This is a genomic window from Natronomonas moolapensis 8.8.11 (genome assembly GCF_000591055.1).
Taxonomy (GTDB): Archaea; Halobacteriota; Halobacteria; order Halobacteriales; family Haloarculaceae; genus Natronomonas; species Natronomonas moolapensis.
Map to the genome: position 1 here is coordinate 1,436,914 of NC_020388.1, position 13,946 is coordinate 1,450,859.

Sequence of the window (13,946 nt, forward strand, 5' to 3'; positions counted from 1 at the left end):
AAATTTCAGAATACTCCGATAATGAATCCACCGCCCATGATGATGAGGACGGCAGCAGAGAAGACCGGCAAATACGGCGTGTACTGTTTGACGGTCTCTTCGTAGTTCTGATAGCCCGCAATCAGCAGCATCGTCAGCCCCACAATACCGAAAATAACGGTAATCGCGTATACACTCATCAGTTCGAGACAGTAGTTCGATCCGGCACAGAGGGCGATGATTTCGAATTCTTCCTCGTGAGCAAACCCAAGCAGGAACGCGAACCAGGCGATTCCGAACAGTCCTCTTTCAGCAACGTCATCAGAACTCTCGTGTGCATGTGAGTGCCCACCAACGAATGGCAGTGCGTGCTTCAGGCGAGAGACGAGTCCCTCGTCGTCCTGTGACTGTGGATGGTCGTGGGTATCTCTGTGACTGTGTCCGTGTCTGGAGTGGTTCGCCGACTCGTGGTCAGGGCTCTTGTGCTGGTGAGAGTGGTCGCTATCGTGATTGCCATGCGAGTGGTCGTGGTGGTATTCTCGAATTCCAAGGCCGATAAGCAGGACACCTGCAACCAGACTGACTGGGCCGCCGATCTGGATACCACCCAGAACAGTAACTGGTTCGTTAATTTGTGTGAGACTGAAATACGATTTCGCGTAGAAGAACGCACCAACCATCGCGATACTACTGATCAGGTGCCCGACACCGAGGATGAAACTCGCCGCAAAGCCGTAGAGCCACTTGTTCGTCTGGTCCAACGCGTACGAGGCGGCAACAGGCCACCCATGACCAGGTTCAACCCCGTGGACGGCTCCAAGTGCGACCGCACCGAGCAATAATCCGAGAGTGTTTCCAGGTACCATCGTCATACCCTGAACTCGGTAAGAGCACCGAATAACGGTTGTTAATACCTGATTGGGGGCATCGTCATACTCGGGACTCTTGTGTCCCGGGTACCCAGTACGACCGTATGCGAACGAGTTTCAATATCCCGGATGCGGTTGTCGAAGAGTTCGATCAGGTCTGGCAAGACGAGGGACTAGACAATCGGTCACGAGCGGTTCGCGAGGCGATGCAGGAGTATATCGAGTCGCATTCCCGACTCGAAGATCTCAGCGAGGACGTTATCGCGCTCGTCGCCTTCGACTACCGCCATCACGAGGTGATCGGGGAACTTCACGGTGTTCAACACGACTATCAGGACGTGATTCTCAACACGAGCCACACACACCAAGGGGAGTGGTGTCTCGAGTCCTTATTCTGCCAGGGGACCGGCGAACGCATTCGGGAACTGACCTACCGCCTTCGTGACTTCGACGGCGTGAATCGGGTGAAAATCATGGTGATTCGAGATAAATGAGTGCGGCAGATGCCCCGTGAATTCGCACGCTCAGTCCGCTGCCGTTGCCGTGTTGCCGGTCGACTCGGATGACGTGTTCAGGTAGAGGTAGACCAACACGAGGATCAAGGCGACCTGAACCGCCTTGTCAACGTAGTCGATCATTCCGTATTCCGACTTGGCCACGATCCAGAGGGGGAACTGCACGGCCGTATACGGAATTCCGATCAGGTAGAGCAGTCGCCGCCGGTAGTCGAAGAAAAAGAGCACAAGTGCACCGGCGTAGCCGACGCCTGCAAGTGCAACGGGAATCCGTCCCTCGACGAGACCAGCATAGACGTGGAGAACGCCAGTTACGATGACTAACGCAACTGCTAGCCACTGGAGCTGGGTGAGTGATCCTATCCGACCCGCGGGATTATTTTGTGCTTTTGTCACAATACTATATCGTTCGTGATATGGGATAAGGACTGTTATTATCCGACTCCGGGTGTCATCATACGCTATTCGATAAGTTGTGGCGGTTTCTCGGTTATAGTGGCTGTAGCTGCGCTTTCGCTTAGAAAAGACTATTTTCCACACAACTGATACGGTTAGACGTTACTAGCTATGCATTGAGATGGCCAGTCTCAATTATTGCCGAACAGTAGCCTGAGCGTTACTCTTTGAAGCGATACCCCCATTTACGAAGGACGTCGGCGACTTCGTCAGAGTGCTCGGCGGCAACGTGCACCATCGCTTCTCGAACATCTGTGAGGTACACGTCAGTCCCCATCTCCTCCTCGACAGCTTGTTGGACATCGTCCTCGAGGCTGGCAGCCTCCTCACGGAGGAAGTACTGAATCATTGAGCGGTCGTCCTTCACGCCATCGCGCTGGAAAATGTACGGGAGTGTCTCGGCGTCGGGGCCTGGCTCAGTGTCGGCTGATCTGGCTTCATCGGCACCGTCGTCGAACGGGTCTGAGGAGTTACCTTCAGTTGGACTTGGATCGCTCTGCGAGCCGCTTGCATCGCTCTCGTCACCTGCACCCTCATCGGCGAATGGATCGCTTCCAGCCCCGCTTTTCATGCCGTTCGTCATGGTTTCACCCCTTCGACATGCCCGGCGAGATCGCGCATCTTCTCAAGCGTTTCGACCTCGTAGTCGCGACGCTGGCTGCGGTGGTTCTCGATGTAGTGAAACGCGGTGCAGCGCTGGGCCCAACAGCCCTCGAACAGCGACGAGCGATCCCGGATCGCGACCGGCGCATCGTACCCGTGGTCGCTGATCCGTTCAAGATAGCGCTCTCGGTCGCTGGTCTGGCCGACGCCGTTCGGGACGACTGCCAAGACGCCGACGTCGAAGCCCAACTGCTCTTCTAAGTTCATCACGACGTCTTCGAGGCCCTCGATCGACTGCATCCCCTTGCCTGTAGGTTCGACCGGGATCACGAGCGAGCGCGTCGCGGCAACAGCATTGTACAGGTGTGGGCCCGCGGTTGCCGGTGGGTCCACTACGATCGTGTCGTATTTGTCAGGTATCCCCGCTTCTGAGAGAACCTGTCGCAGTCGATCGTTCGGTTCAAATTCTTCCTCAAGATCAGCAGCGAACCCTTCTGCCCGCGTCAGAAGGTTATTCAGATTCTCAAGCATATTGTGCGATGGGACGACATCGAACCCAAATGGTGACTCCTGGATTAGGTCTACAAAGGGACCGTTTGGGCGGTCAATCAGGTGACGCGCGATGTTGTCAGCGTTGCTATCGTCTCGTGGGGCGTCAAGATCCAGCGGATACGTCAGAGATCCCTGCTGTGGGTCCAAATCGATTGCCAACACGTCGCGCCCGTGCTGGGCGTGGGCGTCGGCGAGATTCGACGCGAGGGTAGTCTTCCCGACGCCGCCCGCCTCGGAGTATGTGGTGTAGGTGAGCATATCTAACTGTTAGGGCTCATTGGTTATAATATTCAGTCAGACATTTTGGCCAGGCTGACTATACATCCTAATTAGTTATACTATTTAGTTAGACTTTCTAGTATAACTAAAGTCAGGACTAAGTTATACTAGCGAGTCTAACTGGTTAGACCGACGTTACGTTGTGGCCTGTGTCCGCTCTCTCGTGCGTACGACTTGGTGTAACATTTTGACGTTCGCTCTTGCGTAGAAGACTGTTGGTAGAGAGCTGTCTGGTGATTTTACAAGAGCTGGACTACGTGATCAGTCGATCCAGAGCTGGGGCGAGATCGGTTGAACGAGAGATCTCTAGAAACTCAGCCAATCTACGAGACCGTCACCAACAATCTACGCCACAAGAGCGTACAAGCCTTGATGACGAGCTCAGAGTTATCGCCCAGTTGATTGAGAGTATGTGCCCTCAACCGCGCTTGTTGTGTCGTTGGCGGATTACGGGCAAAAACTCCAATTCGGAGAGCAGATCACGAACGCGACGGTGTATTTCGCTGGTCGCACCAAACTGTTTTACTATCCCGTGTGAAATCTAATTGTATGTCTTCGACACACGCGACCGGCTCAGAACCGCTGTTCTCCCGCCCGTCGAGCTCGGTCGGGACCATCGCGATCGTCATGGCCGCGATCACCGGTGTGTTACACCTTCTGGCGGTGATGAACGCGATCCAGTTCAGCCAGACGCTTGCGATCCTCTTTGCGCTCAACGGGTTGGGGTTCCTCGGGGGAATCGTCGTGTACCTCTCGCGGTTTTGGCGTCGACCGCTGTTTTTGCTCGCCGCGGCCTACGGGATCGTGACGATCCTCGCGCTGTTTCAGTTCCAGGGCTGGAGCGTCGACGCGTTCTATATGGGCGGGAGTCTCAACCCGATCGCCGTCGTCTCGAAAGTCGTCGAGGCGATCTTCGCCGCCTGCTGTCTGTACCTGTACGCCGCCGACGCGTGAGATAGTTCGCGGGCATCGGTCCGATACCGCATCCTCACCCGGCGGGCGCAGAAAAGCGGCCCCTTCTTGTGACTCCGATCTCCTCACTCGATAACTCAGTTTTGCACGTATCGTAGATGATATAAATCGCCAAATGGAAGCCGATCGATGGCGCTCATCGACTCTACCGATGAAGTAAGACTGTCTATGACTCGAAGAAACGGTCCCGCTCAGGTCATCTTGTTGGGTGCTTGATCTGCGGAAGTTGGTGAAGAGAACGATTCTAACTCCAATTTTCGCCATGAATATGTCAGTTTCACTACGTGCAAATCCGAATAGCAGTTCTCAGCTTCGTGTATGAGTTCAACCCGGAACCGGGGAGTCCATCTTTCCAGAACCGCCTTTTTATTATCGGCAAGCGTACCACTAACCATGCCGGAGGGTGCGGCGACAGTCACAGATTTTGCTCCCACTGAGACTGATCCGCCGATCATTCTGCACGTTGACTGTGACTGTTTCTATGCTGCCTGTGAGCGGCTTCGCCGACCTCACCTTGCCAACGAACCGGTCGTCATCGGCATGGGGTATGACCAAGCCGATCCGCACGGGGCTGTCGCGACTGCCAGTTACGAGGCCCGTGAATACGGCATCGAATCCGCCATGCCGATCAGCGATGCGCTGGAACGGCTTCCGCGACGCGTTGATGCCGACGCCGGTGATCCAGCGGCTCCCGATCCAGCTGACGCCGGGTACTATCTCCCGGTCGAGATGGACCATTATCAAGCAGTTGGCGGAGACGTCCACGCCCTCCTCGAGCAATATGCCGATCCGCTTGAACCCGTTAGTATCGATGAAGCCTATCTTGACGTCACCGATGCGACTACCTGGGCAGATGTCGATGCCTTCGCCCAGACGCTCAAAGCAGAAATCAAAACCACTGTTGGGATCCCTGTCAGTATCGGCGTCGCTCCCACAAAAAGCGCTGCCAAAGTCGCCTCCGATCACGACAAACCCGACGGCCTCGTCGCCGTCCGCCCTGGAGACGTTCAGGAGTTTTTTGCCCCCCTTGATATCGAATCAGTTCACGGGATCGGGCCAGTTACCGCCGGCAAGTTGCGGGAGCGTGGGATCGACACCGCCGGCGAACTCGCCACCGCCGATCCGGAGACGCTCGTGACTGCTGTGGGATCCAAAGGCCGGGCGATCCAACAACGGGCTCGCGGGCATGATCCACGCCCGGTGACACCGCCGGACGACCCGAAGAGCATCTCGAAAGAAACCTCGCTCGACCCCGAGGGAGTTACTGACTCGACTGTTAAAACCGAGGTCGTTCGAGAACTCGCTGAGCAGGTCACGGCCCGTGCGAGCAATAACAACGCTCTCTATCAGACGGTCGGCATCAAAGTCGTGCAACCCCCATTCGATGTCAACACACGAGAGCGATCGTTTAGCGGTCCTGTCCAAGATGCAGCCCTCGCTAAGACGGTGGCACTGGACCTGTTAGGCGAGTTTGAGACAGTGCCAGTCCGGAAACTCGGTGTCCGAGTGTCAAATCTCTCGGTTTCCGAACGAGAGCAGGCTCCACTGACCGAGTGGGAGCCAACTGATACAGCCACCTCCTCAACAGTACTCTCTGAGAATATTCGACAGCGGTTAGCGGAGCAAGGAGATCCACAAGCGACACTTGATGAGTTCTGAAAACCGAGTCTAGAGACGCGTCTCGCGAGCTTCGAGAGGGACTCGGCTCAATCGTTCAATCGGCACCCGCTCACATCTCAGCGTCGGACGGTATCGGATTAGAGCCCGACGACGAGATCTGTTTCTTCGATCGGTGTCGCTCCCTGCTCGATCGCCTCTTTGACGGACAGTTCGTCTTTCAGCAGGAAAAACAGCTGCCCGTCGCGCTCCCAATTGAGCACCGAATCCCGGAGAATGTCGGCATGTTCGGTGTATTTGTCTTTGACTACGCAGTAGGATTCTAGGTCATCGGCAACGATTAACTCGATGTATTCGTCAGCGAGTTGTTCCCGAACCGAATCGAACTCCTCGGCGGGAATCTCGAACCGATAGGCGTCCTCGTTGTAGTAATCGTTGAGCTGTTCAAAAAGATCTTTTCGGGTGAAGTAATGGGAAAACAGATACTCGCCATCGATGTGGAAGACGGTGATCCGGTCGGGATCGACATCGAAGGTCGGCATGGTTCGTTAGGTCGGTGTGATGACCGCGACACAGTCTGGGCACTCGGCGTACTGGCTGTGCCCATTGACGGTTTCGTACTCGATGAGGAGGTCACGGTTCGTGATCGGTGTCTCACAGTGTGGGCAGACACCAAGCGTGATGGTTGGATCCATTGGGGCTCACCGTTTGAGGGGAAAGGTGCGTGTTGAGGGTGTGACCCCCTCTACAGAATCAAAAACGACGATCAATAAATAGCTCAGCCAGCCGGAGTGAAAGTGAAATAGAACCTGTTAGGCGATACAGCCGTTTCACTGAGCGGTTAGTATACTCAGTGTATGGGTCTCAGCGAGTCATAATCAGGTTGTTGGATTCAAGCATCCCTAACACGAGTGCTCAACCATGCCCGACAGCTACCTCGTCGAACTCAAAAACTCCGTGTTCCAAGAGACGCTGCTCTCCGAAGATGAGTTCGACCGCCAAATCGAGTTTCCGTCAGAAACCAACGCCGAAGAATGGGTAGTAGAACAGAATCGGACCCACTCCGAGATGGGCAAACTGACGCTACATACAGCCCATCCTAACGACAAATCCAACGTAGACGCGTACGTCATCTTCCAGCCACTGGGAAGATGGGTACCGGACTCATAACGGCCATCCGGAGGACTGCGGTTTTCAGATCTACAATTCTACTAACCACGAGATAGTTTATCAAAAATCAGTAGTATCCAGTCAAACCCACGTTAGAACTCAAAGTTTGGGATTAGGTCGTTCTCAACAAGATATGGGAGTACATGTTCCTCCCGCCAATCATGTAGTCGATCCATCAACGTCTCTTCAACGTCGTGAAACGTCTCTTCAGTATGCTCTCTGTCTTCCAAGAGATACCACGTCTCGGTCGATGGATCAAATGCGAAATCAAAGATCTTTTCATTTTTGTACAGTAGAAATTCCGTTATAATATCGTTGAACCGACATTCAAGCGGCAACGTTCCGGTTACTGCATCCGATTCGCCTAATGACTTTACCGCCTCAGCCGACACTGGCTTTGGTGGGAGTCCCTCAAACACCTCTAATTCTGAATTATCACCCATGTTCCGTTCTACTCCCACCAAGCTACATAGCTATTTGTCTGCGAGTGCCTGCAAACGCCTCTGTTTAATCGCATGACGGAAGTGGAATCTCCTGTTTTGCGGCCTTCTTCATGTTATATACGACACACATTAGGGTGATTTCGCGGAATTCCCGATACCAGGCTCGCGCTCGCAGGGCGGAGCCCAGCGAGCGCTTGACGCTGGAGAAGACGGTCTCAGCCATTGACCGCTGTCCATAGAGTTCTTCGTTGATCCGGGCGTTGTGGACGTGATCGTATGGTTTGTTGATGCAGTGCTTGATGAGCGGTCTGATGCTCAACTCACGGAGATCGTCTCGAAGCCAGTTACAGTCATACCCCTTGTCAGCAGTAAGGACCCGCAACTCGCCCGCATGCCGGCGGGCGAGTTGCTCACATACTTCGGCGTCGCTTCCTTCCCACGTCATTGTGCAGTACAGATCGAGAATCACTTGCGTCTCCGTATCAATGAGTTTCGTCGCTTCAAGCGTCTGAACGCGGTAATTCGTCCGACGACAGTAGTGTCGGCTGGCGGGTGAGCGGTCGAAATACGTTGCGTCGATGGCAGCGATATCTCCGGTGTCGTGCAGCTGGGCCGATTGGCCCAGCAGCACTCGGCAGATCCGCATTTCGAGTCTTTCAAACGCGAGACATAACGTGGAATAGTGCGGGAGATCGGACGGTTCAAGTCCGATCTCCCGCGTTATTCGGGGCATTTCACTCAGGAGATCGATCGTCATCCGGTAGGTGGTATCAAGATAAATCCGCAGACAGTGTAGTGGTATCATCACGTAATCGGGGAACCCGCCGCCTCCTTCCGGAGCGGCGGGTTCCTCCGTATCGTCGGAAACTCTTTGAGCGATCCAAACACATCGCTCGGTGAAGCGGGAAATGAGGGTCGACACAATCATCATTCTCCCGCTTCAACGGCTTTGATCTCACGACGTGATCCACTGCCCGCTAGTGATTAAACACAGGCCTGCAAACAACTTTTAGCTAACGTGACTGCTTTACTCGTGAAGCGGGAAATCTTCGACATGAACTATTGCCGATTTCCCGCTTCAACTCCCTAGTTCTAACGGTCGATTCCGACGCCGTCCAGCGATTCACCAGAGCCCCCAGACTTGGTTTGGGCGTCATGAGGAACCTGGCAACTCGGAAGGCTTGATCTCTCAGCCGTGGCAGATCAATATTGAAAGCCGCTTTCGTCCAGCGCCGAGCGGATCCGAATACATCGATATTGGATTGATTGCTACGCATCCCCGGAACAACAAAATAGGGGGGCCCAAAAGCAATCATAATGGACGAGGGAACGCGGGTTGTCGATGGCGATGAGGACGATCCAAATGATGCTGTCGTCGTCTGGCGACCAGCCGACATGACGACGGCTGACTGGACATACGAGGCCGGCGGGGAAACCTACACCACAGCCGAGTCAAACCCCGACTATCCCGACGACGAGCAGTTGGTCGTAGTGGCCTTCGAACGCGCCCTCGAGGAGGCTTGGCCGGAGTGGACCACCGTTGACCCCAGTGATCTCTACGAGGGCGTCAAAAACCGAAATCTCCCGCTGTTTGGGTTCCCAGAGAGTCGATTAGAACCTATTGCTCCCGACCCCCCCAACGACGTCGACAACAGCAGTGACTGACTCGAAGGGCGGACAGGGTCTTTAGCGGACCCACAGAGCCATCGCTCAAAGGAGTGATATTGTCTCGGTATCGGCAACGCTGTTCTATAGGAGGCCATTGAGACGGGTCGAGCGCTCGTTTTATCATTTCTGAGCAGAGTATAGATCGGTTCACGAGCGAACCAGACATGTGGCTAGTTCGTTTTTTGCAGATGCGCTTGTAGTGTTCTGAGCCGGCCCCCACGATTAGTTCGGGTTTTATTAGAGTCTATCTCGATTGAGTTGACACGTATTATGTCTTCCGTCAGTAAAACGATCGATATCGAAAACGTCGTCGCTTCTACCGACATCGGACAGGAACTCGCACTCGAGAGGTTGGCGATGGATCTCAGCGGGTCGGAGTACAATCCAGATACGTTTCCAGGGCTTATCTATCGGATACAGGAGCCCGAAGCCGCGAACCTCATCTTTCGGTCTGGGAAAATTGTCTGTACCGGGGCCAACACCGTCGACGATGTACACAGCTCCCTCCAGACCGTCTGCGAGACGCTTCGTGATCTCGGAATTGACGTTATTGAGGCTCCGACGATCACCGTCCAGAATATCGTCTTTAGCGCTGATCTCCGAGCTCAACTCAACCTCAACGCCATCGCGATCGGATTCGGGCTCGAAGACGTCGAATACGAACCCGAGCAATTCCCCGGACTGGTCTACCGACTCGATACCCCCGACGTTGTAACGCTGTTATTCAGCTCAGGCAAGGTCGTTATCACCGGCACAAAAACTCCCGATGCAGCCGAAGAAGCCCTCGAGAAAATCTCCGGCAAATTGAGTGAGCTTGGACTGCTAGACAGCTGACAGAGAGCGAATATGAGTCTGGCTCTTAGTATCGGCGTTTTCATCTGGATAACCGGCGTCATTGCGTACTGCTACATACGTACTCTCCATCTTGGAGCGATTCAAGCAGCAATGGGAGCAGAATTTACCGAATAAAGTCTTTGTGGTGGAAATAGATTTTTGGGAAACAAAATATATCTTTATTTTACTACAACCCGTACTCGCTAATGCAATGGTAGTAGAAACAGCGGAACTTCAATCGGAGCTCAAAGCGAAGGGAGAATTAATGCTCGCCGTCTCAGAATTTGACGAGCCACTGGAGATGCACCTCCATGATACAGAGATCGAAGATGGAGTGATAACCATCCAATTGACTGATGGTGTCCTCACCTTCAATGTTGATGAGGTAGTAGCCGTCTGGCATCATACACATTCACTCGCCGACTTCGGACTGGAAGACTAACCCCGATAAACGGGACGTTGCCTCGTAGCAACTCGGCTGTGAGCAGTCTGTAACACCGCGATAGGCGTCGCTCAACGAGTCTCTGAATCCCATACGTTAGTATATTGGTACGTGTTTACCCCCAGATGGATATCGTCACTCTCTCGTGAGTGCCACCCAACTGGTGTCGTAGACTGATGCAACAGGCGGGCAAACACGCTTTCGAGGGATGGTCTCCAGACCGGAGACCATCCCGTCTCGCCTGTTCATGACCTCTTCGGAACCTACCAAGGAAGAGATCCTTGAGCGTCTGGTCGCACTTGAGAAAGAGAACGAGGAACTTCGAGAGGAGAACAAGCGGCTCAGAGCCAAGCTTCGGTGGTACGAGGGACCCCATACACCACCGAGCAAAGACCAATCGGACCAGGAGGAGTCGTCCTCGTCCGATGGGGACGAGGACGACGAACAACCACGTACTGACGGTGGCACGCCTGGCCGAAAGTCCGGACATGACCCGGAATGGCGCGACGCTCCTGACCCGGATCAAGAGATCGAGGTTACCTGTGACTGCTGTCCAGACTGTGGTGAAGCGTTCGACGAGTCGGCGGGCGTCAGCCCCCGACTCGTCGAGGAACTCCCGGATCCACAGCCACCAGAGGTCACACAGTACAACCGCCATCACTACGAGTGCCACTCCTGTGGTGCCGAGACTGTCGCCTCACACCCCGACTGCCCCGATGAGGGGCAGTTCGGGGTGAATGTCATCGCACAGGCGGCGCTCTCTCGGTACGATCACCGCCTTCCCTACCGGAAGATCGCCGATCGCTTCGAACAACTCCACGGACTGGAGTTCACGGGTGCGTCCGCGTGGCACGCGACCGAGCGCGTTGCACGCGCCGGTCGCTGTGAATACGAGCAGATTCGCCGTCAGATCCAGCAAGCCGACGTTGTCCACGTTGACGAGACTGGAATTAAACGCGACGGCGAACAGGCATGGATCTGGACGTTCACCACCGAGGAGCACACGCTGTACGTGGCTAGGGAGAGTCGAGGAAGTGATGTTCCCGCGGAAGTCCTCGGCGAGGACTTCGCGGGAACAGTCGTCTGTGACGGGTGGACGGCGTATCCGGCTTTCAGCAGCAACCTCCAGCGGTGTTGGGCGCATATTCTACGGGAGGCTGAAGACGCCGCCGAGAAACAGACGGAAGGCGAACCGATCTACCGTGCCCTCAAACAGCTGTACGTCGCTCTCCAGACCCGGCTGGAGAGCGACTTGACAGTCCGCGAGCGAGCAGAACTCCAACGTGTGGCGCGGAGAGAGCTTGAATCGCTGATAGAACGGTCAGTTCCTGACGGACCAGTGGCAACACTACTCGGCAAGATCGAAGGAGGCCTCGACCACTGGCTCACCTTTATCGGTGAGCCAGCGGTCTCCCCAACGAACAACGCCGCTGAAAATGCGCTCCGTGAGCCAGTGGTTCTCCGGAAAATCATCGGAACACTCCGGAACGACCGCGGTATGTTCGTGCATGAGACGCTGCTGTCCCTGCTGGCGACGTGCCGCCAGCAGGGACGCAATCCCTACGACGAGTTCAAGCGAATCGCTCGAAACAACGAGATGATTTCACGAGCTCAGACCGTACCCGCTGTTGCATCCTCGGGGTAAACACATACCCCGTTTCTATAACCTCTTTCTCCCGCTGTCGGTACTGGTCGAAGTTCTCGATATTCTTGACGTTCGGTTCAATCTCGAACTCGCGTTGTCCCTCAAGTTCCTCCGCGGTCATTCCATGTAATGCAGCATTTGACTCGTTCGAGAGGAGCACCTCGTCGTCTAGGTTTTTGACGAAGAGTGGATCTGGGACGAGATCAATAATTTGCCGGAGTTGTTCGTGTGCCCGCTCGATTTCTTGCTCACGTTCTCTTAGCTCCTCCTCGCGCTCTTTGCGTTCAGTAATATCGGTCTGAATACCGAGTAACTGCTCCGGTTTGCCATCACCATCGTACTCAACGATGCCACGCGCTTGGATCCACCGCTGATCCTCCGTGGGTGGCTGAACTCGGAACTCAGCCCGGTACTGGTCGCCCGTCTCGATAACATGATCAATTTGTTCTTCGACACGTTGCAGATCAGCCTCTGGAATCCGGTCGCTGAAGCCCGCAAAATCGCCAGGAAACTCACCGGCATCGTAGCCGAACAATCGCTCACTGGTTTCGTCCCATACGAGTTCGCCGGTGTTGAGATTCCATTCCCAGACGCCCGTCTCCGTCTCCTCAAGTGCGAGTTCGAGCCGCGTATTCAATTCCTTGAACTTCTCTTCGCGCTGCTTCTGGGAGGTGATATCGTAAAGTAAGACAACACGCCCCTGCGTCGTCTGCTCACCGACCGGTGCGGTGGAGATAGAAAAGTGTCGTTGCTGCCCCTCAACGCTGACTGTTAGTTCGGTGTCGGCGCTGTCGCTGTCGATGGCCCGATAAAATACATCGTCCCGGACTGAGCCGAAGAACTCCCGAGCGTCCGTCCCAACGTAGTCCCGCCCGCTATCGAACAGTTCACGAGCACGCCTGTTTGCGTCGACGACACGGTCCTGTTCATCGAGTGTTACGACCGCCGCGTTCAGTTCGGCCATTGCGGTCCGTCGAGCCACGGGAACGATGTCCAGAAGCTTCGTTCGAAAGAGCCCCACAGCCAGAAACGGGAGCGCCAGCAAGAATCCAAACGAGGAAACGTTGTAGGGCACGTCAACCAGCCCAAACGTCGAGACAACGCTCGCTGCAAATAATGGGACGAACGTGAGCGACAGCCAACTGAACTGTTTTCGCCGAATGCCTGTCGATCGAAACCGTTCCCACACCAGCAACGCCTCGCCTGCAATCACCAACAGATAGCTCGCGGCGACGTGGAGCCACCACCACGTTACGGTTCCCACGATTGCTTGATTTTTGTTTCGAACTACCCCTCCGACGACCCCAGGGCCAGGCTGGTACATGAAGCTGTGGAGTGGATTCGTCCAGAGTAGGAGTTGCAAGAGCACAATCCCGGCACCGATCACAACTGCAGTGTGTCGGACGAGGTTCGTTCGATTGGTTGTAAACAGCGCTAGAAACAGCCACCCCACCGCAGCGAGTTCGGTCCCCAGCACAAGGAGGTGGTAGCCGAATGTAACAAGCGTGTAGTTTGTGACGAAGTTTGCCCACGCCAGACTGACCATCCATAGTGCAGTCCCGACGGTGAGCAGGGCGTACCCCTTGCTTCCAGGCGTGTCTATGTTATTGACTGCCGGCTTCAGAAGTGCCAAAGCCAGCACTCCCGCAACTAACTGAAGCCCACCAACGGTCTGTGCATCTATGACCATCTGCTACTGGCCGAGATTGGCTGACCAATCTATAAGAAACCACGTGGTCGATTTGGTATACAGAGAAACAAGGCGAGTGCCTCGGGGTCGTGACGGCCCTCGCGGTGCGTCGGGCCGTCCCCGCGAACTGACCATGTGACGACCGGTTCCACCGGTGACTCTTGATCGGTGAAAGCCTGTTAGTGAGTGGCTACGCCGTCGCGTCGGTGGCT

The 13,946-nt window shown here is 55.0% G+C and carries 17 protein-coding genes; 8 read left to right on the forward strand and 9 right to left on the reverse strand.

Annotated features, from left to right (window positions below; genetic code table 11):
* Positions 1-5: 5 nt before the first annotated feature.
* Positions 6-845: a sulfite exporter TauE/SafE family protein gene (locus NMLP_RS07165; RefSeq protein WP_015409457.1), complete on the reverse strand. Its 840-nt coding sequence runs from the start codon at positions 843-845 to the stop codon at positions 6-8.
* 107 nt (positions 846-952) lie between these two features.
* On the opposite strand from NMLP_RS07165, the gene NMLP_RS07170 reads away from it, so the two are divergent.
* Positions 953-1,342, forward strand: a complete 390-nt coding sequence (locus NMLP_RS07170; protein WP_015409458.1) for a CopG family ribbon-helix-helix protein — start codon at positions 953-955, stop codon at positions 1,340-1,342.
* A gap of 30 nt (positions 1,343-1,372) precedes the next feature.
* On the opposite strand, the gene NMLP_RS07175 is transcribed toward NMLP_RS07170, so the two are convergent.
* The 3 genes from NMLP_RS07175 to NMLP_RS07185 all read right to left on the reverse strand — a co-directional run bounded on the left by NMLP_RS07175 (position 1,373) and on the right by NMLP_RS07185 (position 3,232).
* Positions 1,373-1,759, reverse strand: coding sequence for a hypothetical protein (locus tag NMLP_RS07175; RefSeq protein ID WP_015409459.1), 387 nt, complete (start codon positions 1,757-1,759; stop codon positions 1,373-1,375).
* Between the two features lie 220 nt (positions 1,760-1,979).
* Entirely contained in the window at positions 1,980-2,402 is a 423-nt protein-coding gene (locus NMLP_RS07180) for a hypothetical protein (protein ID WP_015409460.1), read from the reverse strand.
* Complete coding sequence (locus NMLP_RS07185; protein WP_015409461.1) at positions 2,399-3,232, reverse strand: ParA family protein; 834 nt, start codon at positions 3,230-3,232, stop codon at positions 2,399-2,401. The genes NMLP_RS07180 and NMLP_RS07185 overlap by 4 nt, the downstream gene beginning before the upstream one ends.
* A 570-nt stretch (positions 3,233-3,802) precedes the next feature.
* Between NMLP_RS07185 and NMLP_RS07190 the strand changes: the two genes are divergently transcribed.
* Both NMLP_RS07190 and dinB read left to right on the forward strand, forming a co-directional pair.
* Positions 3,803-4,207 (forward strand): DUF7475 family protein, encoded by a 405-nt coding sequence (locus tag NMLP_RS07190; protein ID WP_015409462.1) that lies wholly within the window; start codon positions 3,803-3,805, stop codon positions 4,205-4,207.
* 411 nt (positions 4,208-4,618) lie between these two features.
* Positions 4,619-5,884: a DNA polymerase IV gene (dinB, locus tag NMLP_RS07195; RefSeq protein WP_015409463.1), complete on the forward strand. Its 1,266-nt coding sequence runs from the start codon at positions 4,619-4,621 to the stop codon at positions 5,882-5,884.
* Positions 5,885-5,982: 98 nt separating this feature from the next.
* On the opposite strand, the gene NMLP_RS07200 is transcribed toward dinB, so the two are convergent.
* Together NMLP_RS07200 and NMLP_RS15595 are read right to left on the reverse strand one after the other, a co-directional pair.
* Positions 5,983-6,384, reverse strand: coding sequence for a hypothetical protein (locus NMLP_RS07200; RefSeq protein ID WP_015409464.1), 402 nt, complete (start codon positions 6,382-6,384; stop codon positions 5,983-5,985).
* 6 nt (positions 6,385-6,390) lie between these two features.
* Positions 6,391-6,537 (reverse strand): DUF7837 family putative zinc-binding protein, encoded by a 147-nt coding sequence (locus NMLP_RS15595; protein ID WP_015409465.1) that lies wholly within the window; start codon positions 6,535-6,537, stop codon positions 6,391-6,393.
* 226 nt (positions 6,538-6,763) lie between these two features.
* On the opposite strand from NMLP_RS15595, the gene NMLP_RS07205 reads away from it, so the two are divergent.
* A complete protein-coding gene (locus NMLP_RS07205; protein WP_015409466.1) occupies positions 6,764-7,012 on the forward strand; it encodes a hypothetical protein in 249 nt (82 codons plus the stop codon).
* 92 nt (positions 7,013-7,104) lie between these two features.
* Here NMLP_RS07205 and NMLP_RS07210 read toward each other — a convergent pair whose 3' ends face one another.
* Positions 7,105-7,455, reverse strand: coding sequence for a hypothetical protein (locus tag NMLP_RS07210; RefSeq protein ID WP_049926256.1), 351 nt, complete (start codon positions 7,453-7,455; stop codon positions 7,105-7,107).
* Between the two features lie 64 nt (positions 7,456-7,519).
* The gene (locus NMLP_RS07215; RefSeq protein ID WP_015409468.1) at positions 7,520-8,383 is read right to left on the reverse strand and encodes an IS5 family transposase; all 864 of its coding nucleotides are present in this window, start codon (positions 8,381-8,383) and stop codon (positions 7,520-7,522) included.
* A 389-nt stretch (positions 8,384-8,772) separates the two neighbouring features.
* Here NMLP_RS07215 and NMLP_RS07220 point away from each other — a divergent pair, with 389 nt between their 5' ends.
* From NMLP_RS07220 to NMLP_RS07235, 4 genes are all read left to right on the forward strand, one after another.
* On the forward strand, positions 8,773-9,120 hold the full coding sequence (locus NMLP_RS07220; RefSeq protein ID WP_015409469.1) for a hypothetical protein: 348 nt from the start codon (positions 8,773-8,775) through the stop codon (positions 9,118-9,120).
* 273 nt (positions 9,121-9,393) lie between these two features.
* Positions 9,394-9,957, forward strand: a complete 564-nt coding sequence (locus NMLP_RS07225) for a TATA-box-binding protein (protein WP_015409470.1) — start codon at positions 9,394-9,396, stop codon at positions 9,955-9,957.
* 211 nt (positions 9,958-10,168) lie between these two features.
* Positions 10,169-10,399, forward strand: a complete 231-nt coding sequence (locus NMLP_RS07230) for a hypothetical protein (protein ID WP_015409471.1) — start codon at positions 10,169-10,171, stop codon at positions 10,397-10,399.
* A 208-nt stretch (positions 10,400-10,607) separates the two neighbouring features.
* Positions 10,608-12,044, forward strand: coding sequence for an IS66-like element ISNamo3 family transposase (locus tag NMLP_RS07235; RefSeq protein ID WP_015408665.1), 1,437 nt, complete (start codon positions 10,608-10,610; stop codon positions 12,042-12,044).
* On the opposite strand, the gene NMLP_RS07240 is transcribed toward NMLP_RS07235, so the two are convergent.
* Positions 11,971-13,734, reverse strand: coding sequence for a histidine kinase N-terminal 7TM domain-containing protein (locus NMLP_RS07240; RefSeq protein ID WP_049926258.1), 1,764 nt, complete (start codon positions 13,732-13,734; stop codon positions 11,971-11,973). The genes NMLP_RS07235 and NMLP_RS07240 overlap by 74 nt on opposite strands.
* Positions 13,735-13,946: the final 212 nt, after the last annotated feature.